The 25,698-nt window shown below is 68.6% G+C and carries 21 protein-coding genes and 1 tRNA gene; 12 read left to right on the top strand and 10 right to left on the bottom strand.

Translation table 11 applies throughout. From position 1 onward, the window contains the following. Positions 1 to 47: 47 nt before the first annotated feature. Positions 48 to 120: transfer RNA gene (locus BN2660_RS15465), tRNA-Ala, on the bottom strand. 158 nt (positions 121 to 278) lie between these two features. Here BN2660_RS15465 and BN2660_RS15460 point away from each other — a divergent pair. Genes BN2660_RS15460 through BN2660_RS15450 form a run of 3 tightly spaced genes read left to right on the top strand, consistent with a single transcriptional unit; the run spans position 279 to position 3,269 of the window. Beyond that, entirely contained in the window at positions 279 to 1,343 is a 1,065-nt protein-coding gene (locus tag BN2660_RS15460) for an NAD(P)-binding domain-containing protein (RefSeq protein ID WP_091234342.1), read from the top strand. A 53-nt stretch (positions 1,344 to 1,396) separates the two neighbouring features. Further along, positions 1,397 to 2,053, top strand: coding sequence for an SDR family oxidoreductase (locus BN2660_RS15455; RefSeq protein WP_091234339.1), 657 nt, complete (start codon positions 1,397 to 1,399; stop codon positions 2,051 to 2,053). Between the two features lie 4 nt (positions 2,054 to 2,057). Then, positions 2,058 to 3,269 (top strand): glycoside hydrolase family 3 N-terminal domain-containing protein, encoded by a 1,212-nt coding sequence (locus tag BN2660_RS15450; protein WP_176697229.1) that lies wholly within the window; start codon positions 2,058 to 2,060, stop codon positions 3,267 to 3,269. Between the two features lie 4 nt (positions 3,270 to 3,273). Here the strand turns inward: BN2660_RS15450 and BN2660_RS15445 are convergent, their stop codons facing one another. The 3 genes from BN2660_RS15445 to BN2660_RS15435 are packed head-to-tail and all read right to left on the bottom strand — an operon-like array spanning position 3,274 to position 5,853. Beyond that, positions 3,274 to 4,143 carry a 3-methyladenine DNA glycosylase gene (locus tag BN2660_RS15445; protein ID WP_091234335.1) on the bottom strand — a complete coding sequence of 290 codons (870 nt, stop codon included), beginning with the start codon at positions 4,141 to 4,143 and terminating at the stop codon, positions 3,274 to 3,276. A gap of 2 nt (positions 4,144 to 4,145) precedes the next feature. Then, positions 4,146 to 5,171, bottom strand: coding sequence for an App1 family protein phosphatidate phosphatase (locus BN2660_RS15440; protein ID WP_091234332.1), 1,026 nt, complete (start codon positions 5,169 to 5,171; stop codon positions 4,146 to 4,148). Positions 5,172 to 5,175: 4 nt separating this feature from the next. Further along, positions 5,176 to 5,853 carry a DedA family protein gene (locus BN2660_RS15435; RefSeq protein WP_091234328.1) on the bottom strand — a complete coding sequence of 226 codons (678 nt, stop codon included), beginning with the start codon at positions 5,851 to 5,853 and terminating at the stop codon, positions 5,176 to 5,178. Positions 5,854 to 5,894: 41 nt separating this feature from the next. Here BN2660_RS15435 and BN2660_RS15430 point away from each other — a divergent pair, with 41 nt between their 5' ends. The 5 genes from BN2660_RS15430 to holA all read left to right on the top strand — a co-directional run bounded on the left by BN2660_RS15430 (position 5,895) and on the right by holA (position 13,944). Continuing rightward, positions 5,895 to 7,229: an anthranilate synthase component I family protein gene (locus BN2660_RS15430; RefSeq protein WP_091234325.1), complete on the top strand. Its 1,335-nt coding sequence runs from the start codon at positions 5,895 to 5,897 to the stop codon at positions 7,227 to 7,229. Between the two features lie 33 nt (positions 7,230 to 7,262). Beyond that, positions 7,263 to 9,839, top strand: coding sequence for a leucine--tRNA ligase (gene leuS, locus BN2660_RS15425; protein WP_091234879.1), 2,577 nt, complete (start codon positions 7,263 to 7,265; stop codon positions 9,837 to 9,839). Positions 9,840 to 9,931: 92 nt separating this feature from the next. Next, positions 9,932 to 10,531 (top strand): ComEA family DNA-binding protein, encoded by a 600-nt coding sequence (locus BN2660_RS15420; protein ID WP_091234322.1) that lies wholly within the window; start codon positions 9,932 to 9,934, stop codon positions 10,529 to 10,531. Next, positions 10,528 to 12,849: a ComEC/Rec2 family competence protein gene (locus tag BN2660_RS15415; protein WP_091234318.1), complete on the top strand. Its 2,322-nt coding sequence runs from the start codon at positions 10,528 to 10,530 to the stop codon at positions 12,847 to 12,849. Before BN2660_RS15420 ends, BN2660_RS15415 begins: the two co-directional genes overlap by 4 nt. A 57-nt stretch (positions 12,850 to 12,906) precedes the next feature. Beyond that, the gene (holA, locus tag BN2660_RS15410) at positions 12,907 to 13,944 is read left to right on the top strand and encodes a DNA polymerase III subunit delta (protein ID WP_091234315.1); all 1,038 of its coding nucleotides are present in this window, start codon (positions 12,907 to 12,909) and stop codon (positions 13,942 to 13,944) included. A 149-nt stretch (positions 13,945 to 14,093) separates the two neighbouring features. Here holA and rpsT read toward each other — a convergent pair whose 3' ends face one another. After that, positions 14,094 to 14,354, bottom strand: a complete 261-nt coding sequence (gene rpsT, locus BN2660_RS15405; RefSeq protein WP_091234311.1) for a 30S ribosomal protein S20 — start codon at positions 14,352 to 14,354, stop codon at positions 14,094 to 14,096. 287 nt (positions 14,355 to 14,641) lie between these two features. Here rpsT and BN2660_RS15400 point away from each other — a divergent pair, with 287 nt between their 5' ends. Continuing rightward, positions 14,642 to 15,928: an MFS transporter gene (locus tag BN2660_RS15400; protein ID WP_255305213.1), complete on the top strand. Its 1,287-nt coding sequence runs from the start codon at positions 14,642 to 14,644 to the stop codon at positions 15,926 to 15,928. Here BN2660_RS15400 and BN2660_RS15395 read toward each other — a convergent pair. The 5 genes from BN2660_RS15395 to BN2660_RS15375 all read right to left on the bottom strand — a co-directional run bounded on the left by BN2660_RS15395 (position 15,846) and on the right by BN2660_RS15375 (position 22,377). Next, positions 15,846 to 16,601 (bottom strand): alpha/beta fold hydrolase, encoded by a 756-nt coding sequence (locus BN2660_RS15395; protein ID WP_091234308.1) that lies wholly within the window; start codon positions 16,599 to 16,601, stop codon positions 15,846 to 15,848. The two genes, BN2660_RS15400 and BN2660_RS15395, sit on opposite strands and share 83 nt — an antisense overlap. 69 nt (positions 16,602 to 16,670) lie before the next feature. Continuing rightward, positions 16,671 to 18,386 (bottom strand): ABC transporter family substrate-binding protein, encoded by a 1,716-nt coding sequence (locus BN2660_RS15390; protein WP_091234304.1) that lies wholly within the window; start codon positions 18,384 to 18,386, stop codon positions 16,671 to 16,673. Between the two features lie 142 nt (positions 18,387 to 18,528). Further along, positions 18,529 to 20,457 (bottom strand): ABC transporter ATP-binding protein, encoded by a 1,929-nt coding sequence (locus BN2660_RS15385; RefSeq protein ID WP_091234301.1) that lies wholly within the window; start codon positions 20,455 to 20,457, stop codon positions 18,529 to 18,531. Beyond that, complete coding sequence (locus BN2660_RS15380; RefSeq protein WP_255305212.1) at positions 20,454 to 21,392, bottom strand: ABC transporter permease; 939 nt, start codon at positions 21,390 to 21,392, stop codon at positions 20,454 to 20,456. The genes BN2660_RS15385 and BN2660_RS15380 overlap by 4 nt, the downstream gene beginning before the upstream one ends. Position 21,393: 1 nt before the next feature. Further along, positions 21,394 to 22,377, bottom strand: coding sequence for an ABC transporter permease (locus BN2660_RS15375; RefSeq protein WP_091234295.1), 984 nt, complete (start codon positions 22,375 to 22,377; stop codon positions 21,394 to 21,396). Positions 22,378 to 22,617: 240 nt separating this feature from the next. Here BN2660_RS15375 and lepA point away from each other — a divergent pair, with 240 nt between their 5' ends. The 3 genes from lepA to BN2660_RS15360 all read left to right on the top strand — a co-directional run bounded on the left by lepA (position 22,618) and on the right by BN2660_RS15360 (position 25,684). Continuing rightward, complete coding sequence (lepA, locus tag BN2660_RS15370) at positions 22,618 to 24,471, top strand: translation elongation factor 4 (RefSeq protein ID WP_091234291.1); 1,854 nt, start codon at positions 22,618 to 22,620, stop codon at positions 24,469 to 24,471. A 1-nt stretch (position 24,472) separates the two neighbouring features. Then, positions 24,473 to 24,949: a DUF1990 family protein gene (locus BN2660_RS15365; protein ID WP_091234288.1), complete on the top strand. Its 477-nt coding sequence runs from the start codon at positions 24,473 to 24,475 to the stop codon at positions 24,947 to 24,949. An 81-nt stretch (positions 24,950 to 25,030) separates the two neighbouring features. Beyond that, positions 25,031 to 25,684: a DUF1990 domain-containing protein gene (locus BN2660_RS15360; RefSeq protein ID WP_091234284.1), complete on the top strand. Its 654-nt coding sequence runs from the start codon at positions 25,031 to 25,033 to the stop codon at positions 25,682 to 25,684. Positions 25,685 to 25,698: the final 14 nt, after the last annotated feature.

The raw sequence follows: 25,698 nt of genomic DNA, 5'->3' as shown, positions 1-25,698 counted from the left end.
GCTCGTGCAAGAACAAGAAAACCCGCGATCTCTCGCGGGTTTCGTTGTGGACCTGAGGGGACTCGAACCCCTGACCCCCTGCATGCCATGCAGGTGCGCTACCAGCTGCGCCACAGGCCCAGAATTGCTTCCTCACTGCTCGAAGCAACTTGAACAGAGTACTACACCGATCGCGCCGAGCACCAATCGGCACCGCCTCCTCGGGCGCGTCGCGGAGCGCCGAGAGGGGCGACCACGTCTCACGGAACAACACCGCGATCGCGGACGTTGACACCAGCGTGAGCATCCTGGACAGCGTCGTGATCGGCGCCGGTCAGGCCGGTCTGTCGGCCTCCTTCCACCTGACCCGCCTCGGCATCGAGCATGTGGTGCTCGACGCCGACGACGAACCGGGGGGAGCCTGGCGGCATCGATGGGATGCCCTCACCATGCGAGACGTGCACGGCGTGGCGGAGCTACCGGGCGATGCACCCCCTCCGCGAGACGGACAGAGGGCCAACATCGCGGTTCCGGCATACTTCGCGGCGTACGAGAAGGCGCACCGGCTCCCGGTCGTGCGTCCCGTACGAGTGGATCGCGTCGAGGACGACGGCGGCATCCTCGTCGTGCATGCCGGCGACAGGCAGTGGCGAACTCGCACCGTCGTCAACGCGACAGGCACCTGGACGCACCCGTTCCTCCCGCACTATCCCGGCATGGAGACCTTCGTGGGGGAGCAGCTGCACACGGTCGACTATCCGGGTCCCCGACACTTCGTCGGCAAGCGTGTCGCGGTGATCGGTGGAGGAGCATCCGCTGTCCAGTTCCTCGGCGCGCTGGCACCGCTCACCGAGACCCTCTGGATCACCCGTCACGAGCCGGTGTGGCGCGACGACGACTTCACTCCGGAGGCGGGAGCCGCAGCGGTCGCGCTCGTGGAGCAGCGTGTCGCGCGGGGCCTTCCGCCGCAGAGCGTCGTGAGTGTGACGGGTCTGATGCTGCGGCCGCAGGAGCGCGAGGCGGAGCGCCTGGGAGCCTACGCGGCGCGGCGACCGATGTTCGAGCGAATCGAGCCCGACGGTCTCCGCTGGGCGGACGGCACCTTCGAGCGGGTCGACGCCATCCTGTGGGCGACGGGGTTCCGACCGGCGATCGGGCATCTGGCTCCGCTGCACCTCCGCAGCGCTGCGGGCGGTGTTCAGCTCGACCGGAACGGACGAGGGACCACCGCCGTCGCGGATCCCCGCATCCAGTTGGTGGGCTACGGTCCCTCGGCGAGCACGATCGGCGCCAACAGGGCGGGGCGGTCCGCGGCGAAGGGCGTGCAGCGCGCCCTGTCGACAGCATCCGTCCGATCTCCCTGACGCGATCGCCGAAGGCCCGAGCCGATGTCGGGGAGGGCGCGTAGGGTGAAGACATGTCGCGAATCATCGTCTTCGGCGGCCACGGCCGCATCGCACTGCTCCTAGCTCCGCTCCTCGTCGCCCGCGGCGACGAGGTGACCTCGGTCATCCGCAATCCGGACCACGTCCCGGAGGTCGAAGAGACGGGTGCCACGGCACTCGTCGCGGACGTGGAGACGCTGGACACCGCAGAACTCGCTGACATCGTCCGCGGTCACGACGCGGTGGTGTGGTCCGCCGGCGCCGGCGGCGGGTCTGCAGAGCGCACCTATGCGGTCGACCGTGACGCCGCGATCCGCACGATGGATGCTGCGGTCGAGGCCGGCGTCAACCGATACGTCATGGTCTCCTGGATCGGATCCAAGGCCGACCACGGAGTGGCGGAGGATGCGGACTTCTTCCCTTACGCCGACGCCAAGTGGGCGGCCGATGAGCACCTCCGGGGCACCGAGCTCGACGCGACCATCCTCGGGCCGGGCACGCTCACGTTCGAGGAACCCACGGGGCGGATCCTCATCGACGCCGAGGGCAAGGCCGAGGTCTCACGCGCCGACGTGGCTGCGGTGATCGCCGAGGCCATCGGCAGCCCTTCCACGTTCGGCCGCACGATCCGGTTCGGCAACGGCACCACCGACTCCGCCGTGCCTATCGCCGACGCTCTCAGCGCCTGACACCATGGCCCGGCGTCGTGCCTGGGCGGTCGGGACGGCCGCGATCGTCTGCGGAGCCGCTCTGCTCGGTCCGGCCGCGGCGTCGGGTGAGTCTCAGCCGACGATCCCGGCAGGCGTCCTCAGCCCCTCGGCGGCGGCGTCCGCCGCGGCGACGGAGACTCGAGGCGCCTCCGTCCGGGCAGAGGATCTCGTCGCGGACATGACGATCGCGGAGCAGGCTCGGAGTGTGGTGATGGGCCACATCCCGTCCACCGATCCGCAGGAGCTCACCGCCTACATGTCCCAGGGCCTCGGCGGTTTCATCCTGATGGGCGCCAACATCCCGCAGACCGACGCAGAGCTCACCGCCGTGGTCGGTGCTGTCACGAGCACGGGCGAGGTGCCGCCGCTGGTCGCCGTCGATCAGGAGGGCGGTCTCGTCTCGCGCGTGTTCGACGAGTACGCCGCGTCGACGACGCTGAAGTCTCAGCCGGTGAGCGCGACGTCGGCGGCGTTCCTCGCCCGAGGGTCGCTCGTCGCCCAGGCCGGAATCGGCGTGAACTTCGGCACCGTCGCCGATGTGCCTGCCGATCCGTCGTCGTTCATCCACGGCCGCGCCCTCGGCATCGACCCGGCGTCCGCGGCCGATCGGGTCGCGGCGGCGACCGCGTCGCAGGAGCAGTTCGTCGCGTCGACGCTCAAGCACTTCCCCGGACACGGAGCAGCACCGGGCGACTCGCATCATGCGATACCGACGACGACCAAGCCCCTCGAGGAGTGGCGACGGACGGATGCGGTGCCGTTCGAGGCCGGCATCGACGCAGGAGCCTCGCTCCTGATGTTCGGACACCTCGCCTACACCGATGTCGACCCGGCCCCGGCGTCGCTGTCGGCGCGATGGCATCAGATCGCGCGAGAGGAACTCGGGTTCGACGGCGTCATCGTCACCGACGACCTCGGCATGCTGGAGTCGTCCGGTGTCCCCGAGTACGCCGACCCGGTCGCGAACGCGGTGGCGGCGATCACCGCCGGCAGCGATCTCGTCCTCCTCATCGCCGGCTCGACGCCGGACACCGCGGGGCAGGCGGCCGCCGGCATCGCGGCTGCCGTCGAGTCGGGAGCGCTTCCCGCCGAGAGACTGGCGGATGCCGCGACCCGCGTGATGACCCTCCGCGTGCAGTCCAACGCGGCGAGCGCGGTGTGGACGCCGTGTCCGGAGTGCGACCCCGCCGGGTGATCGGTCAGATCACTGCGGGGGCGGCGACGGGAGACCCGAGCCAGGCGTCGATGAGCCGCGTACGCAGCGCCCCGCCGCGTTCCGCGAAGACACGCTGCTGACGCACGTACTCGGCCTTGCCCTCGGCAGTCTCGATGCGCACCGGTGCCACGTCCCAGGCCGACAGGTCGTAGGGAGCGGCCTTCATGTCGAGCAGGCGGATGTCGCGCGCCAGTTCGAAAGCGTCGAGCAGAAGCTCGCCGGGAACGAGCGGCCCGAGCTTCAGCGCCCATTTGTAGAGATCCATGCCCGCGTGCAGACATCCGGGCTGTTCGAAGAGCGGCTGTTCGTCCCGGCTGAGGGACGTGCGGTTGAGGGGCACCGCGTCGGGGGTGAAGAAGCGGAAGGCGTCGAAGTGGGTGCAGCGCAGGTCGTGGCTCTCGACGACCTCGTCGGTGCCGGCCCGGCCGAGGCGGAGCGGCGCAGCATGGCGGCGCTCGTCGGCACGGTAGACCATGGCCCACTCGTGCAGTCCGAAGCATCCGAACTGGCCGGGACGCGATGCGGTGCGTCGCAGCATCCGTTCGACGAGCGCCGCGAGCTCCGGCTTCTCGGAACGGAAGAGAGCGGGGCTCGGCGTCGCGCTCCGGGGCAGGGCGCCGGGGGAGTACCACCGCCAGCTCAGTCGCTCTTCGGCCTCTTCGAGCTCGACATCGGCACCCGGGTGCCATCGGCGCAGCTGCGCGGGCTTGTAGTTGTAATAGGTGAACAGGAAGTCCCAGACCGGATGCTTCTCGCGCCGTCCGGCGCGCGCCCGGTGCTCGGCGGTGAGGGCGTCGGCACGTTCGTGGTGCGCGTCCTCGCGTGCCCGCCATTCGGTGCGAGTGAGGGACATGCTCAGCTCAGGATGCCGGCTTCGCCGAGCAGATCGCGGAGCCCCGCGCCGTCCTCCGCGCTCACCCACGGTGCGACGTCCTCGGAATGCGGTTCGTGGCCCGTGCGCCCACCCGCGAGCACGGCCTCGGCGGGCAGCAGGCGGCGGATGGCGACGCCGGCGACGGAGGTCGGGTGCTCCTCCATGAACTCGGTGTAGATCGCCTCGTCGTGCTGACCGTCGTCGCCGATGAGAAGCCACTTCATGTCCGGGAACTCTGCGGCGAGTCGGCGGAGGTTCGTGAGCTTGTGCTCCCGCCCGCTGCGGAACCAGCGATCGTGCGTGGGTCCCCAGTCGGTGAGCAGCATCGACCCGGCCGGGAAGAGATGGCGGCCGAGGAAACGGCGGAGGGTGGGGGCGACGTTCCATGCCCCGGTCGAGAGGTAGATCATCGGAGCCCCCGGGTGCTCCCGGAGCACCTGGTCGAGGAGCACGGCCATGCCGGGAACGGGGATGCGTGCGTGCTCGTCGACCACGAAGGAGTTCCATGCCGCGATGAAGGGGCGCGGGAGCGCGGTGACCATGACCGTGTCATCGACGTCCGAGACCACCCCGAAGCGCGTGGATGCGGAGACGATGAAGGCGGTCGTCTCGACGGGATCCTGTCCCTCGACCGAGAACGTGAAGGTCTGCCACCCCGGTTCGAGGTCGGCGTCGATGACGGAGTCGATCACTCCGCCACGATCGGCGACGACGTGGTGCACGGAGTCGCCGATCTGGACGGCGACCTTCGCGAAGCTCACGGGGATGCCGACGAAGCTGCGCCATCCTCGGACGCTCGCCGGTTCGCCGTCCTTCGTGTTCCGCTGCGGCGGCACGATCAGCACGCGTCCGACCACGCGCACCCAGCCGGGGCCGCCGTAGCCCGGGAAGGGGAGGATCGTCGCGGTGCGTCCGCGACGACGCGCACGCCCCTCACGCCAGACGTGGAGGCGGTGCTCGAGGCGTGCGAACCAGTGGATCCGGGGCGCCGGATGTGCGGAAGCCATTGCTTCAGTCTTTCACGTCGGCGCCGGTCTGCGCGCTCGCGTCGTGCACGTCCAGGTGACGGGACTCCAGACGCGACAGGAGTCTCTTGCCGAGGAAGATGAGGATGAGGAACGCCGCGATGATCCCGACGAAGATGTATCCCGCGAAGTGCACGGTGTCGACGAGCTCGCGAAAGCTTCCGGCGGCGAGCGAGGTGATGCTCACATACGCCGTCGCCCAGATGAGGCAGGCGGGGGCGGTCCATGCGATGAACCGGCGATAGGAGTAGTGGCTCATGCCGACGGTGAGGGGGACCAGCGAGTGCAGCACGGGAAGGAACCGGGACAGGAAGATCGCGATGCCGCCCCGGCGCGCGAGGTAGTTCTCCGCCCGCACCCAGTTGTGCTCGCCCACCCGACGCCCCACCCAGGAGTGGCGGATGTGCGGGCCGAGCCAGCGTCCGAGCCAGAAGCCGATGCTCTCGCCGATCAGTGCGCCCACCACGACCGCGAGGACCATCGCGACGCCTTCGACGATTCCGGACACGCCCATCGACGCGATGATGACGATCGTGTCGCCCGGGACGATGAGCCCGATGAGGATGCTCGTCTCCAGCATCACCGCGAGACCCGCGACGAGCGTGCGTGTGACCGGATCGATCGACTGGATCACATCGAACAGCCACAGGAGGAGGTCGTCCACTCCTTGAGAATACGGGAGTTGCGGCCGCCTAGGCTGAGAACGTGCCCGAACGTCTGAGCACCCGCGTCCTGCCCGACCGGGTCGATCCTGAAGCGCTCTTCCTCGCGCTCGAACGGGTGTCGCCCGACGTGTTCTGGCTCGATGCCGGGGCCGACGCAGCGGAGGGGTGGAGCTTCATCGGGACGGGGGAGCGGGCGCCGTCTCCGGTCGACATCCGTCTGGACGTCCCGGGCCCCGTCGACGGGCGGAAGCCCGGCCTGCCGCCGCTGCAGGACGGGCGCGTGGGGTGGTACGACTACGAGAGCGGAGCGCGGGCGGCCGGAGCTCCGGTGGTCGCGCCGACGGAGGGCGCAGGCGGCGCGTGGCTGCGCATCACCCGGCTCGTCGCGATCGAGCATGCCACCGGTCGGGCGTGGGCCAGCGCGTCGTCGGCGGCTCTCCGGGCGTGGGCCGCGTTCACGAGCGACGCCGGCTCGAAGGCATCCCCTTCACCGATGCCGGCGCGGGCGGATGCGACGGAACGGCGGACACGGGCACGCCACACCCCGGATGCGTACGCCGCTCTGATCGCCGAATGCCGCGAGCTGATCCGCGCAGGGATCGCGTATCAGCTCTGCCTCACCACCCGTTTCACCGTGGACGGGCCGCACGACGCGGTCGAGGCGTACCGCCGGCTCCGCCGTGCGACGCCCGCCCACCACGGAGGGTTCGTGCGCATCGGCGGCACGGCGCTGCTGAGCGCCAGCCCTGAGCAGTTCCTCGAGGTCCGGGACGGCGTGATCCGCACACGACCCATCAAGGGAACCCGACCGCGCAGCGCCGATCCTCGCCAGGACGCAGCGCTCGCCGCAGAGCTGGCCGCGGATCCCAAGGAGCGCGCGGAGAACGTGATGATCGTCGACCTCATGCGCAACGACCTGTCGCGGGTGTGCGAACCGGGGTCGATCCGGGTCGAGTCGCTGTGGGCGGTCGAGAGCTACCCGGCCGTGCACCAGCTGGTGAGCACCGTCAGCGGCATCGCCTCTGCGGGCACCACCAGCGGTGATCTGTTCGAGGCCGCGTTCCCCGCGGGCAGCATGACGGGGGCGCCGAAGCTCTCCGCGATGACCCGTCTGCACCAACTGGAAGGCGGCCCCAGGGGGATCTACGCCGGATGCTTCGGGTACGTCGGCGACGACGGCGCCATTGACCTCGCGATGGTGATCCGCAGCATCGTCGTCGACGGCGAGAGCGCTGTCGTCGGCGCTGGGGGCGGCATCACCTGGCGATCGCTCCCGGATGCCGAGGTGGCCGAAGTCGCGACGAAGGCCAGAGCGCCGTTGGCGGCCCTGGGTGCGGAAATGCCCGCCGCGTGGGCTTCCGATATCCTGAACTGATCCCTGTTTCCCTTCTGATTGGTCGTGCGTTCGTTGTCTGAGAACCTGTCCACCTCTCCCGTCGACGAGGAGACCTCGTCGGCGCATGCGATCCAGGCCAAGTGGCAGAAGTACTGGGCGGAGAACGAGACGTTCCTCACCGGCGGCGACGACGACACGCGGCCCCGCCGCTACGTGCTGGCGATGTTCCCGTATCCCTCCGGCGACCTGCACATGGGGCACGCGGAGAACTACCTCTACTCCGACATCGTGGCCCGATTCTGGCGTCACCGCGGCCACAACGTGCTGAACCCGATCGGGTGGGACTCCTTCGGCCTGCCCGCGGAGAACGCCGCGATCCGCCAGGGTGCGGATCCTCGTGAGTGGACCTACCAGAACATCGCGCAGCAGAAGCAGGCGTTCCAGAACTACGGGGTCTCCTTCGACTGGGCGCGTGTGCTGCACACCTCCGATCCCGAGTACTACCGCTGGAATCAGTGGCTCTTCCTGAAGCTGCACGAGCGTGGTCTGGCATACCGCAAGAAGAGCGCCGTCAACTGGTGCCCGAACGATCAGACGGTCCTCGCGAACGAGCAGGTCGTCGACGGGCGCTGCGACCGGTGCGGCGCGGAGGTCATCAAGAAGAAGCTGACGCAGTGGTACTTCAAGATCACGGACTACGCCGACCGGCTGCTCGACGATCTGAACCAGCTCGAGGGCTTCTGGCCGCACAAGGTGCTGCAGATGCAGCGCAACTGGATCGGCCGTTCGATCGGCGCCGACGTCGACTTCCGCATCGAGGGACGCGATGAGCCTGTCACGGTCTTCTCGACCCGCCCCGACACGCTGCACGGCGCGACCTTCTTCGTCGTGGCCCCCGACTCCGATCTCGCTGCGGAGCTCGCAGGCGACGCTCCGGCCGAGGTGCGCGAGCGCTTCCAGGCCTACCTCGCCGACGTGCAGAAGACCACGGATGTCGACCGTCAGGCCACCGACCGCCCGAAGACGGGGGTGTTCCTCGAGCGTTACGCGATCAACCCCGTCAACGGCGAGAAGCTGCCTGTCTGGGCCGCGGACTACGTGCTGGCCGACTACGGCCACGGAGCGGTCATGGCGGTTCCTGCTCACGACCAGCGCGACCTCGACTTCGCGCGAGCCTTCGACCTGCCCGTCAAGGTCGTCGTCGACACGACGGCGCCGATCACCGGCGCGATGCCGGTCATCGAGGTGGACGACGAGGGCGTGCCGATCGACACCGGTGCCGTGCTCGACGAGCAGAACCCCGCCTCCACGGGCGTCGCGCTGACGGGCGAGGGGCGGATGATCAACTCGGGTGCCCTCAACGGCCTGTCGAAGCGCAACGCGATCGCGCGCGCCATCGAGCAGCTCGAGGCGTCGGGCACCGGTCGGGCCGCGAAGAACTACCGGCTGCGCGACTGGCTGATCTCACGTCAGCGGTTCTGGGGCACGCCGATCCCCATGCTGCACGCAGAGGACGGCAGCATCGTCCCCGTGCCTGAGGAGCAGCTCCCCGTGACGCTGCCCGACGTCGAGGGGCTCGACCTCAAGCCCAAGGGCTCGTCCCCGCTCGGTGCGGCGGAGAAGTGGGTCCGCACCGTCGATGCGGCGAGCGGCGACCCCGTGCTGCGCGACCCCGACACCATGGACACGTTCGTCGACAGCTCGTGGTACTTCCTGCGCTTCCTGTCGCCGAACAGCGACACAGTGGCCTTCGATCCGACCCAGGCATCGCGCTGGGCCCCGGTGGACTCGTACATCGGCGGTGTCGAGCACGCGATCCTGCACCTGCTGTATGCGCGCTTCATCACCAAGGTCCTGTTCGACATGGGGCTGATCGACTTCACCGAGCCGTTCTCCAACCTGATCAATCAGGGCATGGTGCTGCTCGACGGCGCGAAGATGTCGAAGAGCAAGGGCAACCTCGTGCTCTTCGAAGAGGAGCTCGACGCGTACGGCGCCGACGCTCTGCGTGTGGGTCTTGCCTTCGCCGGACCGGTCGAGGACGACAAGGACTGGGCGGACGTGTCGACGACGGGAGCGCAGAAGTTCCTCGCCCGCGCGCTGCGCATCGCGAACGAGGTCTCGACCCCGGTCGACGTGGTGTTCGCCGGCGGCGATGCGGCTCTGCGTCGTGCGACGCACAAACTGCTCGCCGATGCCCCCGGGCTGGTCGAGCAGACCAAGTTCAACGTGCTCGTCGCCCGTCTGATGGAGCTCGTGAACGTCACCCGCAAGACGATCGACGGTGCTGCCGGCGCTGCCGATCCGGCGGTGCGCGAGGCCGCGGAGACGATCGCCGTGATGCTCGACCTCATCGCTCCGCACACGGCGGAGGAGATGTGGGAGATCCTCGGACACGAGCCGTCGGTGGGACTCGTCACCTGGCGCTCGGCTGATGCCGCGCTCCTCGTCGAGGACTCGGTGACCGCTGTCGTGCAGGTCGGCGGCAAGGTGCGCGCACAGCTCGAGGTCCCCGCTCGGATCGGCGAGGCGGAGCTGGAGGCCCTGGCCAGGGCCGACGAGCGGGTCATCCGCTCGATCGGCGACCGGGAGATCGTGAAGGTCGTGGTCCGTGCCCCGAAGATCGTCAGCATCGTCGTGAAGGGCTGACGCGCCCTCCACATCGGCAGACCGCTGAAGGTTCCTCACGGGTGGCGGTGATCGCGGCGTCGACACCGGCTGCGTGGATCTAGCGTGGCGGGATGCACGAATCGTCAGCGCCGTCTCTGCGTCCGCGACGATTGCGGTTGACCGTCGGCGCGGCGATCGTGCTCGCGCTCGTCGTGCTCTCGGGCGCGGTCGGTCTGGGTCTTCTTCGCGGGCAGGCGGCGCCGTCGGAGTCCGTGTCGCTGCCCGCCGACGCCGACGATGCCGGTTCGTCGTCGGGGGAGATCTACGTCCACGTGCTCGGCGAGGTCGAGCGCCCGGGCCTCTACATCCTCGATCTCGACTCGCGCCTGGTCGATGCGGTCGCCGCGGCCGGCGGCACCACCGATTCGGCCGACCTCGCGGCGATCAATCTCGCGCGAGCGCTGACCGACGGTGAACAGATCCTCGTCCCGACGATCGGAGCGTCGCCGGTCGCCTCCGCCGGCGGAGCACCCGCCGACGGTCTGGTGGATCTCAACGCCGCCGACCAGGCCGCGCTGGAGACCCTGCCGCGGATCGGTTCGGCTCTCGCTGAGCGCATCATCGCGTGGCGCGAGGAGAACGGTCGGTTCCAGTCCGTGGACGACCTGCTCGCGGTGCCGGGGATCGGCGAGAAGCTGCTGGAGGGCATCCGAGACGCGGTGCGGGTATGAGACGCGATCTGCGGCTGCTCCCGGTGGCCGGCGGAGCGTGGACGGTCGCCCTCCTCTGCGTCCACATCCCCGGAGCGGCTGGCTGGTGCGCGGCCGGCTGCGGGCTCGGCGCGGTCGCCGTGTCGGGGATGCTGCTGCGGCGCGCCGACCGCCGTGCCACCCGGCTCGGTCTGTTCCTCGTCGTCCTCGCTGCCGGCGCCGCTGTATCGTTCTCCATCGCACTCGCCTGGCCAGCGCGCGACATCGTGGCGTCCCATGACGGCCGCGTCGTCGAGCTCACCGCCGAGATCACGTCATCCGCGTCCACCGGCCAGGACGGACGGCTCTGGATCGAGGCGCAGATCATGCGCATCGGACCGCCGGGCGCGCCTGCCGCCGCGGTGCCCGTGTCGGCGCCCGTACGGATCGGCGTCGATCCCCAAGACGGCTTCGACCTCGGCGCACGCGTGGTCGTGGTGGGCGAAGCCGAGGCGACGGATGCGGGGGAGCGCACAGCACTCGTGGTGTTCGTCGGCGAAGCGGTGATCGAGCGTCCGGCGTCCGAGGTGTTCGCGCTCGCGGCGGAGACGCGCAGAGCCTTCGTCGAACGGTCGCTCCGGCTGCCGGAGCCAGGGGCGGGTCTGCTTCCCGGTCTCGCGGTCGGCGACACGCGCGCGGTCGGAGAGGATCTGGACGACGACATGCGCACCAGCGGACTCAGCCATCTGACGGCGGTCAGCGGCGCCAACTGCGCGATCGTCGTCGGAGCCGCCTTCTGGCTCACGGCTCTGTGCGGGGGCGGGCGAGAGGTTCGGGTGATCGCCGCGGCGACGGCATTGGCCGCGTTCGTCCTGCTCGTGACGCCCGAGCCCAGCGTCATCAGGGCGGCGGTGATGGCCGGGGTCGCGATGCTGTCGATCCTGCTCGGGCGCCCGAGCGCGGGCGCGGGTATGCTCGCGCTGAGTGCGACCGGCATCCTCATCGCGGACCCGTGGCTGGCGTCGACTCCGGGCTTCGCCCTGTCCGTCGCCGCATCCGGGGCGCTGATCCTCCTCGCGCCGTCGCTCGCCCGTGGACTCGAGCGGTGGATGCCGAAGACACTCGCATTGGCGATCGCCGTACCCACGGCCGCGCAGCTGGTCTGCGGCCCGATCATCGCGCTGTTCGCGGAGCAGCAGTCTCTCATCGGTCTCGCGGCGAACCTCCTCGCTGCGCCGGCCGCTCCGATCGTCACCATCATCGGCCTGCTCGGCTGTCTCGCGGCCCCCGTGCCCCCGCTCGCCGACCTCCTCGCTGCCTCCGCCTGGCTGCCCGCCTCCTGGATCGCGACGACGGCGTCGGTGAGCGCCGACCTCCCGTTCGCTCAGATCGCCCTGACACCGGGTGTTGGAAGCGCAATGCTCGTGGCGCTCGTGAGCGCGTCCGTCGGCGTCGTGCTCGTCGACGGCCCCCGAACCCACGGCCCCCGAACCGACGGCCCTCGAACCCTCCGTGCCGTGCGTGCAGTGGCGACGTCGGTGCTCGCGGTCGCTCTCGCTCTGGGCGGTGCGCAGATCGTGCTGAACGGGCCGCTGGCGGCCGCGACGAGTCCGAGCGCGTGGTCGATCGCGGCCTGCGACATCGGGCAGGGGGATGCGATCCTCCTGAAGTCCGACGGCGAGGTCGCGCTCATCGACACGGGGCCGGAGCCGGGTCCTCTCGACGACTGCCTTCGAAGCCTCGGGATCGACCGGATCGACGTGCTCGTCCTGACGCACTTCGACCTGGATCACGTCGGAGGGGCGGCGGCCGTGACCGGCCGGGTCGACCGTGTGCTCCACGGCCGTGCCGTGAGCGTCGAGGACGAGCGCGTCCTGAACGCGCTCGAGCAGGGTGGCGCGGAGCTCGTCGACGCCGCAGCGGGGCTGGAGGGCGAGCTGGGGACGGCGTCGTGGCGCGTGCTGTGGCCGCCGCGCTCCTCGCCGGCGTTCCCCGACGGCAATGACGCGAGCATCGTGATCGAAGTGGCAGGGGGAGGCGTGCCGCGATCCTTGTATCTCGGCGACCTCTCCGCCGAGGCGCAGCGCGCGCTCGCGCGTGCCGCCCGCCTCAGCGGGGCGTATGCCGTGGTCAAGGTCGCGCACCACGGCAGCGCCGATCAGGACGCGGGGCTGTACGAGACTCTCCGACCGACAGTGGCTCTCATCAGTGCGGGCGTGGACAACGACTACGGCCATCCGCGGGACGAGATCCTCGCGATCCTGCAGGGCGTCGACGCCCACGTGTTGAGAACCGATCAGCAGGGCCGCATCCTCCTCGGCGTCCGCGACGGCGAACTCGAGGTCTGGACGGATGAGTGACCGGGCAGGACGAGGCCTCGCCGGGGGAGCGTCGGTCGCCCCGAGTAGGCTGGAGGAATGGCAGCTTCGCGTACCCCCTCCCGTGGTGGAGCCTCAGCGGCCAAGATCCCTCAGGTGTCATGGCGCGAGCCGCGGCCCGCACCCGTGGTCCTCGTCTTCGGCCCCGAAGAGGTCTGCGCCGAGCGCTCGATCGCCGGGGTGCGCGACTATCTGCGCGCCGAGGATCCGGCGCTCGAGGTCAGCGATGTCCGAGCCGATGACTATTCGCCGGGCACGCTGCTGTCGCTCACGTCTCCGTCGTTGTTCGGTGAGCCGAGGCTCGTGCGCGTGTCCGGTGTGGAGAAGTGCTCCGACGCCTTCCTCCAGGAGGCGGTGTCCTACCTCGAGCATCCGCAGGAGGGTGCCACGGTCATCCTCCGTCACAGCGGAGCGAGCGTCCGCGGCAAGAAGCTGCTCGATGCGCTCCGCGCCGGCACCGGCGACGGCATCGAGATCCCGTGCCCTGCGATCAAGCGAGACAGCGACCGGGTCGACTTCGCCGCAGGGGAGTTCAAGGCGGCGAAGAAGCGCATCGCACCACCCGCGCTGCGGGCCCTGGTGTCAGCTTTCGCCGACGACCTCACCGAGCTCGCCGCAGCGTGTCAGCAGCTGATCGGCGACGTCGAGGGTGACATCACCGAAGACACTGTCACCAAGTACTACGGGGGCCGGGTGGAGGTGTCGGCATTCGTCGTCGCCGACACCGCCATCGCCGGTCGCTACGGGGAGGCGCTGATCGCACTTCGTCATGCCCTCGCCTCGGGAGCCGACCCCGTCCCCATGGTCGCGGCCTTCGCCATGAAGCTCCGCACGATGGCACGCGTCGCCGGCACCCGCGAGCCGAGCCGTCAGCTCGCGCAGCGCCTCGGCATGAAGGACTGGCAGGTCGACCGCGCTCGGCGCGACCTCGCCGGGTGGAACGAGCGCTCTCTCGGTATGGCGATCCAGGCGACAGCCAGGGCGGACGCAGAGGTCAAGGGCGCGTCGCGCGACCCGGTCTTCGCCCTCGAGCGCATGCTCACGGTCATCGCGACACGGCAGCCGTTCGGCGAATAGCGGCTCCGCCCCGCCTGAGTGACCCGTGGCGCGTCCGCGCGCCCTGGACCTCGGCGGGCCTGGACCTCGGCGGGCCTCATCGGCTCAGGGCGCGCGAAAGAGCCCGCCCCGAGAACGGGACGGGCTCTTCACACGAGGTGGGACGCGGCTCAGAGAGCGGCGACCTGCTTCGCGATGGCCGACTTGCGGTTCGCGGCCTGGTTCTGGTGGATGACACCCTTGCTGACGGCCTTGTCGAGCTTGCGGGACGCGGTCTTCAGGGCGGTCTCGGCTGCAGCCTTGTCACCCGAGGCGACGGCGGCGCGGGCGGCGCGGACGTGCGTCTTCAGCTCGCTCTTCACGGCCTTGTTGCGCTCGTGTGCCTTGTCGTTGGTCTTGTTGCGCTTGATCTGCGACTTGATGTTTGCCACGTGTGGACGCTTTCTGTACAGGAGATATTCGGAATGCCGGCAGAAGAAGAGGGCTTCCACACGGCGGTCGTGAGGGAAGAACCCACACGCAAGCCAAGAGACAACACTACCAGCAGTGGGGCCCTTCACCCTAAACGGCGCCTGTGCGTGCGTCTCGGATGCCGACACCGCGTCTCCCTCGACGCCGACCGCTCGCGGTCGGGGGTGTTTCGGGTGCACAATCGGCTGTGACCCGGGCGGCCGCTGCCGGCCGATGCACGTCTCGGACATCGACGTCGAGGAGCGCAATGCCCACGGAACCACCGCCCGCCGCCGCACCCCGTGTGGGCGCGCGCTGGATGACCCTGTTCACTCTCGCGTGGCTCGCGATCTGGACCGTGCAGCTCACCCCGGTCCAGCTGCTGCTGCCGCTCCAGCTCGACACGTCGGAGGCCGACTGGATAAGCGGCGTCGTGTCGTCCGGTCTCGTCCTCGGTGTCGGCGGCCTCGCGGGCGTGGTCGCGGGCCCGGTCGCCGGGGCTCTGTCCGATCGGGCCGGTGCCGGCCGGCGGCGACGGCGTCCCTGGGCGCTGGGCGGCACCTGGTTCACGGCGCTGTGCCTCGTCCTCACCGGATTCGCCGACGGTCCGTGGGCTGTGGGGTCGGCATGGGTGGGCGTGACGGTCGGCGTCGCGGTCTCCTCTGCCGCGTTCAGCGCCATGATCGCCGATCAGCTCGCGGCGAGGCAGCGGGGCGCGGCATCCGCCGCGGTCGGCTCGAGTCAGGCTGTCGGCGTGGTGCTCGGCGTCGGGGTGGTGGTTCTCTTCGGCCTGGGCATCCGCGACGGGTACATCGTCCTCGCGGTGCTCATGGCCGTGGTCGGCACGCTGAGCGCGCTGCTCCTGCCCGATGCGCCGGTCGCGGCCACGCGCCCAGTAGCGCACACACGGCCGCGGATGCTCTCGGCTCTCCGTGATCGCGACTTCGCCTGGATGCTGTCTGGCCGCCTCGTCACGAACATCGGCAACGCCCTCGGCACGTCGCTCTTCCTCTTCTTCCTGCTCCACGGCCTGGGCCAGGGCGCTGTCGAGGCGCAGGACAACCTGCTCCTCCTCGTCGTCGTCTACACCGTCTTCGTCGTCATCGCGTCGGTGTTCACCGGCATCCTCTCGGATCGCACCGGGGACCGCCGCATGCTCACGGTGCTCGCGACGCTGGTGCAGGCGGCGTCAGGGGTCGTGATCGCCGTCGTTCCGACATTCGAGGCGACCCTGATCGCTGCCGCCCTGATGGGCCTGGGATATGGGGCGTTCTCCACCGTCGGCCTGGCGTTCGCCGCCGATCTGCTGCCGGACGAGCGGCACCACGCTCGCGACCTCGGCGTCGTCACGGTGACGGCCGCCCTCGGCCAGCTCGTCGGCCCCGTCCTCGGAGCGGGGCTGGTCGCCGCCGTCGGCGGCTTCTGGCTCGTCTTCATCGCCGCTGCCGTGTTCTCGCTCGCCGGAGGGGTGCTCACCGCTCTGGCGCGTCAGCCCGAACGGACAGGTCGTCCGATGCGTCGACGGTGGCGATCGCCAGCCGCAGCACCGCATTGAACACCTCGGGCCGCATCGCGGTGACCAGATGCGTCGTGCGCGGGACGACGATGAGCTCGGCGTGCGGAGCGAGGCGCCGGAACAGGTTCTCGCTCAGGCGCAGCTGGTCGTACTGACCGTTGACGAACCAGAGCGGGATCCTGATGCGCGCGACGGCCGTGGCGAGGTCGAGTGCGGACAGCGCCTGCAGCGCGGCATCCTGGGTGTCGAGCGCGTAGCCGCCGGCGGAGAAGTCCGACCGCGTCTCGACCGGGATGGTCGCCGCGAGCATTCTCTTCGTCAGCCACATCCCTCGGTCGGGCAGGCGGTCGACGGCGCGGGCGATCACGCGGTACGCCGTGAGACCGGCCCCCTGGGGGAGGGCGGTGCACGAGGCGGCGACCAGGGCATCGACGGGCGGCTTCTGCGCACCTCCCACGTAGGCCAGACAGAGGAGTCCGCCCATCGAGTGCCCCACGAGGAGCACCGGACCCTTCTCGGCTGCGGTCCGCACAGCGGTGTCGATCGTGTGCAGCGCCTCGTGCAGGGTGAAGTCCTCCGCCATGCGCGTACCGTGGCCCGGCAGATCGACGGCCGTGGCGGGGATGCCGTGTGCGTCGAGGAAGGCCAGCTGCGACCGCCACATGGTGGCAGACGTGCGGATGCCGTGCACGAGGACGATCTGGACGGTCACGCGTTCAGCATAGAGAAGCGGGGCCGGTGGATGAACCACCGACCCCGCCTCGACACAGGTGTCCTGTGCTTACTTCTCCCAGCCGAGGTCCTCGACCGGAGTCACTCCGAAGAGGTCCAGACCGACGTACGGCTCAGGGGTGAGGTTCGCGAGACCCTCCTGCGTGACGTAGATCGAAGGACCGTTGTAGAGCGGGATGACGCCCCAGGTCTCCTCGATGATCTTCGGCTCGAGGTCCATCGCAGCCTTGGTCCAGCTGGCGGCGTCCTTCTGCGTCTCGACCTCGTCCGCGATCTGCGTGTCGATCTCGGGGGTGCCGGTGCCGGAGAGGTTCAGACCGCTGTCGGAGCAGTAGATCTGGCACATCCACGCGGGTCCGAACGGGTCGGAGTCCGTGAAGCGGAGCCCGAAGACATCCCAGTTCTTCGTCGTGAAGTCGTCCGAGAAGTCGGCCGACGCGCGGACCTCGATCTGCACGTCGATGCCGATCTCCTTCTGCTGAGCCTGCAGCGACTTCGCGAGAGCCTCCTGAACGGGGCTGTTGCTGAAGATCGGGTAGACGACCGTGAACTTGGTCCCGTCCTTCTCGCGGATGCCGTCTTCGCCCTCGACCCAGCCTGCGTCGTCGAGCAGCTTCTTGGCGCCGTCGACGTCGTACTCGAGTCCGGCCTCGGCGAATGCATCCTTCCAGCCGTCCTGGAAGGAGTACATGTTCAGCGAGCCCGCGGCTTCCTCCTCGTATCCGAGGCCGTTCCACGCGATCTGCTTCTGCTGATCGATGTTGATGCCCATGAAGAACGCCTTGCGGGCGTCGAGCTCGGCGAACTGCGGCTTGTCGGCGTCGACCATCAGGACGGTCTTCGCGGTCTGCTGAGCACGACGGACGACTGCGCCGTCGACGTCCTCGACCTGCTTCAGGCGCTCCTGGCTGCCGGCCTCGACCTGGTCGATCTCGCCGTTCTTGAACGCGTTGATGGCAGCGTCGTCCTCGAGAGCGGTGAAGGTTACCTTGTCGAGGAGCGGAGCGTTGCCCCACCACTCGGGGTTCGGCTTGAAGGAGACGAAGCCGGCGTTCGCGTCGAACTCGTCGACCGTGTACGGGCCCGCGCCCCACTCGGCGTTGAGGTTGCCGATGTAGGCGTTGTTGAAGGTCTCGACATCGGCGTGCTTCGGGTTCAGGACGCCACCGGTGAGGAAGGCCATGGACGGCCAGGCGTAGATCCCGTCGAACGTGACGACGGCCGTCTTGGCGGTGTCGCCCTGCTCGACCGAGGTGATCTGCTTGTATCCGTCGGTCGCGTTGGGGTTGAAGCCCTCGTCGTACGAGCGGTTGGCCTTCCACGTGGCGTCGATGGCGGTCCAGTCCATCGGCGTGCCGTCGTTGAAGTGCGACTCCTCGGTGAAGGTGAACGTGAGGGTCGTGTTGCCGCCCTCTTCGCCGATCTCGTACTCGTCGAGGTAGGCGTCGTTCTTCGTGACCTCGCCCTCCGGCGAGACAAGGAGAAGCTGCGGCATGTAGTAGTACCAGAGTCGAGCGGTGTCGGCGCTGGCGTCGCTGTTGAACGCGTTCAGCTGCTCCGGAACCTCGTTGATCTCGAAATTGACCTCGCCGCCCTCCTGAAGGTTCTCACGGGGCTGCGGGTTGTAGTCGGCGGCCTTGGTCTCGACGGTCTCGCCGCCGCTTTCCCCGCCGCCGTTGTTCCCGGAACCGCTCGCGCACCCCGCGAGGGCGAGTGCGAGGACGCCGCTGATCGCGATCGCCCCCAACAACTTCTTGTTCTTCATGGTGCTCCTTTCGCCTTTCGGCGTTTTCATAAGGGGAAGACTAGTTCGGCCTCGAGGGCCAGCACACGAGCGCGCAGTGAATACTTCCTAACCGTTATCGGACAGTGACCCGCGACCGGAGGCCCCGGGTCCGGCGACGCGATCAGGCGAGAACGGGACGGGTGGACATGGTCTCCGGATCGAACACGACACGGGTCCTCGTGCGCTCGATGTCCGGGTCGGGCACGGGGATCGCGGACAGCAGCGCCTGGGTGTACGGGTGCTGGGGGTTCTCGAACACCTCGTCGACATCACCGTGCTCGACGAAGTCTCCGAGGTACATCACGGCGACGCGATCGGCGATGTGACGGACGACCGAGAGGTCGTGCGCGACGAACAGGTAGGACAGACCGAGCTTGGCCTTCAGCTCGTCGAGCAGGTTGATCACGCCGGCCTGGATCGAGACGTCGAGGGCGGACACGGGCTCGTCGAGGACCACGATCTTCGGGTTCGTCGACAGCGCCCGGGCGATGCCGATGCGCTGACGCTGTCCGCCCGAGAACGCCTGCGGGAAGCGGTCGCTGTGCGCGGGGTTGAGTCCCACGAGATCCATCAGCTCGTCGACGCGGCTGTAGGCCTCGTCCTTGGGGGTGCCGATCGCGAAGAGCGGTTCGGAGATGATGTCCGCCACCGTCATGCGCGGGTCGAGCGCCCCCATGGGGTCCTGGAACACGATCTGGATGTCGCGGCGGAGGCGACGCTCCACCTTGTGGCTGTGGATGTCGTTGACGCTGGTCCCGGCGATGACGATGTCGCCGTCGGTCTGCTTCACCATGTCCATGATCTGCAGCAGGGTCGTGGTCTTGCCGCTTCCCGACTCTCCGACGATGGCCATCGTCTCGCCCTCGCGGACGTCGAAGCTGATGCCCTTGATCGCATGCACCTCGCCGACCTTGCGCTTGAGGAAGGCGCCCTTGAGCAGGGGGAAGGTCTTCGTGAGGTTCTTGACCTCGAGGGTGACCGGCCGTTCCTCGCGGGGGACCGTCGCCAGCGGGCTCTCGGGGATGTCGCGGATGGGGTAGACGGGGAGGCCGCCGAGCAGCCCTCCGTCCTCGATCTCGTCGGCGCGGATGCACGCCGCCTTGTGCGCATCGCCGCTGCCGGTGGCGACGGGAAGCAGGTCGGGTTCCCGCGTCCGGCACGCCTCAAGGGCGATCGGGCAGCGGTCGGCGAACGGGCAGGCATCCGGCAGGTTGATGAGCAGGGGAGGGTTGCCCTTGATCGGGGTGAGCGGCACCTTCTCGGCCTTGTCGACACGGGGGATCGCTCCGAGGAGCCCGATCGAGTACGGCATCCGCGTCTTGTGGAACAGCTCGTGCGCCGGAGCCTGCTCGACGGGCTTGCCCGCGTACATGACCATGACATCGTCGGCGGTTCGCGCGACGACGCCCATGTCATGGGTGATCATGATCACCGCGGCGCCGGTCTCCTGCTGGGCCTTCTCGATCAGATCGAGGATCTGCGCCTGGATCGTCACGTCCAGTGCGGTCGTGGGCTCGTCGCAGATGATGAGCTTCGGGTTGTTCGCCATCGCGATCGCGATCACCACGCGCTGGCGCATACCGCCGGAGAACTCGTGGGGGAAGGACTTCATCCGCCGTTCCGGCTCGGTGATGCCCACGAGCTTCAGGAGCTCGACGGAGCGGTTCCACGCGTCCTTCTTGCTCAGGTTGCGGTGCACGGTGAGCGCCTCGATGAGCTGGTCGCCGACCGTGAAGACGGGGGTCAGCGACGTCAGCGGGTCCTGGAAGACCATCGACATGCCGTTGCCCCGGATCACCGAGAGCTGCTTGTCGCTCATGCCGAGGAGTTCCTGGCCCTCGTAGACGATGGAGCCCGTCACCTTGGCGTTCTCGTCGAGCAGGCCCATGATCGCGAGCGAGGTGACCGACTTGCCGGAACCGGATTCCCCGACGATGCCGAGGGTCTTGCCGGCCTCGAGATCGAAGGAGACGCCGCGCACGGCGTCGACGCGCCCTGCCTCGGACGCGAAGCTGACGGTGAGATCTCGGACTGAGAGTACGTTGCTCATGCACGGCCTCCAGCCGCTGAGGTGGGGTCGAGGGCGTCACGGAGTCCGTCGGCGATCAGCGCCATCGAGACCGTGAGAAGCGTGAGCGCCGCAGCGGGGAAGTAGAACAGCCACGGTGACGTGACGAGCGAGCTCGACCCGGCGCCGATGAGCGCGCCGAGGGAGACGTCGGGGATCTTCACGCCGAATCCGAGGAAGGACAGTCCGGTCTCCGCCACGACGGCGTTCACGACGCCGAGGGTGAAGTTGATGACCAGCAGCGAGCCGATGTTCGGCAGCAGGTGGCGCAGGACGATCCGCATCCCCTTGACCCCCATGTAGCGCGCGGCGCTCACATACTCCCGCTCACGGAGCGACAGGGCCAGCGTCCAGATGACACGGGCGGGGAAGTACCAGCCGATGACGAAGATCATGATGAGCGCGATGACCCGCCAGTCTCCGCCCGACTTGTTCGAGATCATCGCGAGGATCAGGAAGCTGGGGATCACCATCATGAAGTGGATGACGAGGAGAGTGATGCGTTCGGTCCAGCCGCCGAAGTACGCGGCGGCCGTGCCCACCAGGGCGGACACGATCGTCACGCCGACGGACACCGACACGGCGATCATGAGCGATCGCTGGAGTCCGACCGCGACCTGCGCGAACAGGTCGTTCCCGGCGTTGTTCGTGCCGAACCAGTGCTCGGACGTCGGTCCCGTGCTCAGAGCGAGGAAGTCGAGCTCGACGTGATCGTAACGGGCGATCAGCGGGCCGAAGATCGCGAACAGCACGAGCAGCACGAAGATCGCCAGTCCGACGAGCGCGCCCTTGTTGCGGGCGAAACGGCGGGAGTAGAGCGTCCACTTGGACAGCCGGCGGGTGGCCACGCGAGTCGTCTCGGGGCCCGGCGGGACGGAGGGCGCCTCGACGGTGGGGTCGATCATTTCTGAGGTCATCTCAGCTCACTCTCACTCGAGGATCCAGAACGACGACGGCGACATCGGCGAGGATCGCGCCGATCGCGGTGAGGACTGCGCCGAAGGCCGCGATCGCCACTGTGCCGTGGATGTCGTTCTTGGTGATCGCGTCGATGAAGTACTTGCCCATGCCGTTCCAGGCGAAGATCGTCTCGGTGAGCACTGCACCGGTGAACACGGCGGGGATGGTGAAGGCCACCTGGGTGGCGACCGGGATCAGGGACGTGCGCAGCGCGTGCTTGCGGATGGCCTGCTGCTTGGTCAGGCCCTTGGCGCGGGCCGTTCGCACGTAGTCCGCGCCGATGTTGTCGAGCAGGAGCGACCGCTGAAGGAAGTGGATGCCGGCGTAGCCGACCAGCACGAGCGAGATCGTGGGCAAGGTCAGATGCTGGAGCACGTCTATGAGGACGGGGAAGAAGCCCTCGACACCTCTGCTGGCATTGCCGGTCACGTAGAAGATGCGGACGCCGGTGGCGTCGTTCAGCGCGATCGCGAGGAGCACGATGCCGAAGGCGGCGACGACGATCGGGATGTTCATCGTGATGATGCTCGTCGCCTGGCCGATGCGGTCCGCCAGCTTGTACTGGCGGGAGGCCGTGTACACGCCGAGCGCGATGCCGAGCACGGTCGTGAGGATCGTGGCGCCGAGGACGAGCTCCGCGCTGACCCACATGCGGTAGGCGACCTGCTCGTTCACCGATCCGCCGGTCGGGCTGACACCCCAGTCCCACCGCAGGACGATGCCGGTGAGCCACGTCCACCATCGCTCGATGAGCGGGACGGTGTCGCTGAGGTTGCGCGGCGCCAGCGTGTTCACGATCTGCTCTTCGGTGAGCGGGGGGCGACGGCCGACGTAGTTGCTGCGCGGATCGAGGAAGCCCCACGCGAGGAAGTACGTGATGTTCGTCGCGACCACGATCATGAGAAGCCAGCCGGCCGCTCGGCGCACGAGATACTTGATCAAGGTGATGATTCTTTCTCTTCTACAGACGCGCGCGGAAGGTGCCGACGCAACGCTGAGCCGGGAAGACAGTCAATCACCATCAGCCGATCTGCGCGACACGACACCTGCACCTGGTCTGTGACGGAGTCTTATCGCTCACGGGATCCGGTGTCACGGATGGCTCCCGGGCAACCTGGGCAGAATATCATCGGATCGATCGAATCGGGCATGAGGCGCACCTCACCGTAGAATCGACGGGACATGTCACCACGCGCCCTCACTCCGCTTCAGCCTGCCGCGACGCCTTCGGTGCAGATCCGCAACTTCTGCATCATCGCCCACATCGACCACGGCAAGTCGACGCTCGCCGACCGCATGCTCCAGATCACGGGCGTGGTGTCGGATCGCGACATGCGCGCCCAGTACCTGGACCGCATGGACATCGAGCGCGAGCGCGGCATCACCATCAAGAGCCAGGCGGTGCGGATGCCGTGGGAGCTCGACGGCCAGACCTTCGCCCTCAACATGATCGACACGCCGGGTCACGTCGACTTCACCTACGAGGTGTCGCGCTCTCTCGCCGCCTGCGAGGGCGCGATCCTGCTCGTCGACGCGGCGCAGGGCATCGAGGCCCAGACTCTGGCGAACCTCTACCTCGCCCTGGAGAACGATCTGCACATCATCCCGGTGCTGAACAAGATCGACCTTCCGGCAGCCGATCCCGACAAGTACGCCAAGGAGCTGGCCTCCCTCATCGGCGGGAAGCCGGAGGACGTCCTGCGCGTCTCCGGCAAGACCGGTGTCGGAGTGGAAGAGCTCCTCGACCGGCTCGTCCAGCAGATCCCCGCCCCCGTCGGCGATGCCGACGCGCCGGCCCGCGCCATGATCTTCGACTCCGTGTACGACGCCTACCGCGGTGTCGTCACCTACGTCCGTATGGTCGACGGCAGCCTCTCGCCGCGCGAGCGCATCCAGATGATGTCGACCGGCGCGACCCACGAGGCGCTCGAGGTCGGAGTGTCGAGTCCCGAACCCGTGCCGTCCAAGGGGCTCGGCGTCGGTGAGGTGGGCTACCTGATCACGGGTGTGAAGGACGTGCGCCTGTCGAAGGTCGGCGACACGATCACCACGGCGCGCAAGCCGTCGACCGAGCCGCTTCCCGGGTACACCGACCCGAAGCCCATGGTCTTCTCGGGCATCTACCCGATCGACGGCAGCGACTACGCCGAGCTCCGCGAGGCGCTCGACAAGCTCAAGCTCTCCGACGCCTCTCTCCAGTACGAGCCCGAGACGTCCGTCGCGCTCGGCTTCGGGTTCCGCTGCGGCTTCCTCGGACTGCTCCACCTCGAGATCATCACCGAGCGCCTCGAGCGCGAGTTCGGACTCGACCTCATCACGACCGCGCCCAGCGTGATCTACGAGGTCCTGACCAGTGACACCGGCGAGACGGTGACGGTCACCAATCCGAGCGAGTACCCGGACGGCCGCATCGGATCGGTCTCCGAGCCGATGGTGAAGACGGCGATCCTGCTGCCGAAGGACTACGTCGGGACGGTGATGGAGCTCTGCCAGTCGCGTCGAGGAACGCTGCTCGGAATGGAGTACTTCTCCGAGGAGCGCGTGGAGCTCCGCTACAACATGCCGCTCGGCGAGATCGTCTTCGACTTCTTCGATCAGCTGAAGTCGAAGACGCAGGGCTACGCGTCGCTCGACTACGAGCCCTCCGGTCAGCAGGAGGCGGACCTGGTCAAGGTCGACATCCTGCTGCAGGGCGAGAAGGTCGACGCGTTCAGCTCGATCGTGCACCGTGACAAGGCCTACGCGTACGGCACGATGATGGCTGAGCGCCTGCGCAAGCTCATCCCGCGCCAGCAGTTCGAGGTGCCGATCCAGGCGGCGATCGGCGCTCGGATCATCGCTCGAGAGACCATCCGCGCCATCCGCAAGGACGTGCTCGCCAAGTGCTACGGCGGTGACATCACCCGCAAGCGCAAGCTCCTCGAGAAGCAGAAGGAGGGCAAGAAGCGCATGAAGATGGTCGGCCGCGTCGAGGTCCCTCAGGAGGCGTTCATCGCCGCGCTCTCCGGTGACGTCGAGGGCAAGGACAAGAAGTAGCGTGGCGCTGCCGCGGTACGAGCGCGGGGCGACGCGGCATCCCCTCGTGATGGTTCCCGACGGGATGAGGGTCGACGAGCGGACGGTTCCTGTGCCGGCCCGCGCGCAGGATGCCGTCGCCGACCTGATCCGATCGTGGGAGTTCAAACGCCGCGTCGGGTTCGGAACCCCTGATGCTCCTCCGTTCGCCGGGCAGGAGGGGACCCTCTCGAAGCGGGTGCTCGGCCTGACCTTCCGGGAACCGATCCGGGTGGTCTGGGCCGATGGGTGCGGATTCGGATACGAGACGAGGCCAGGGCATCCGATCTACGGAGAAGAATCCTTCGTACTGGAAGGCGGCGTCTTCACCGCCAGGTCGATCTCGCGGCCGTCCTCTCCTGTCTGGCGGATGCTCGCGCCCGCGCTGCGACTCATGCAGCGCTCGACGCATGCCCGATACAGACGGCTCGTCCTCTCCGAGGTCGCGCGCGCCAGCTGAGGCGCATCTCGACCCGAATCCCGAGCGGGGGCATCGGCGCGTGGAGTGACCGTCCAGCGTTCGGCAAGTAGGCTGGAACTCATGCGGCGCGGGACTTTCCGAGACGACACGGTGGACTATGCGGCCGTGGGTGCCACTCACGCGCCCGATCTCATGCAGTATCCGCCGGAGCGCAGCATCCCGGCCGAGAACTCGTGGCGGATCGGCAGCGGTGCGGAGCGCTTCGAGAGCGCCGGTGAGGCACTGCTGACGTGGACCGCGCAGCGTGCTTCCGGCCTCGCGGTCGAAGACGTCCGGCCCGCGCCCGGGCCCGCGTACGCAGGTGTCAGCTTCGATGCCGAGGGGAACCCGATCGCCCCGAGCAAGAACGACGTCGAGCAGCGTTTCGACGCGGAGGGCACGCCGTTCGTAGGTCCGGGGATGACCCTGCGCCTGCACGGACGCGTCGCCGGCATGCGCGCGGACGCCGAGCTGCGGGTGATCTCGGTCACCGAGGAGAAGCGTCGCATCGGGTTCGTGCTCGGCACGGTCAGCGGGTCCGTCGTGCGCGGCGAGGAGTCGTTCGACATCGAGTGGCGCGAGGACAACGACGAGGTGTGGTTCACCGTGCGCGCCTTCGACGCCCCGAACTCCCTGCTGTACCGGATGGTCCCTGCGCTGGTGAAGCGTCGCCGTCGCGAGCTCTTCGCCCGGTACCTCCGTGCCATCTCACCGCTGTACGCGACCCCCGTCTGATGGTCTCAGAACTC

It is taken from the genome of Microbacterium sp. 3J1 (assembly GCF_001049495.1).
In the GTDB taxonomy this organism is placed as follows: domain Bacteria; phylum Actinomycetota; class Actinomycetes; order Actinomycetales; family Microbacteriaceae; genus Microbacterium.
Note: the sequence above shows the minus strand (reverse complement) of the source record. Positions and strands in the feature narration are given on the sequence as shown.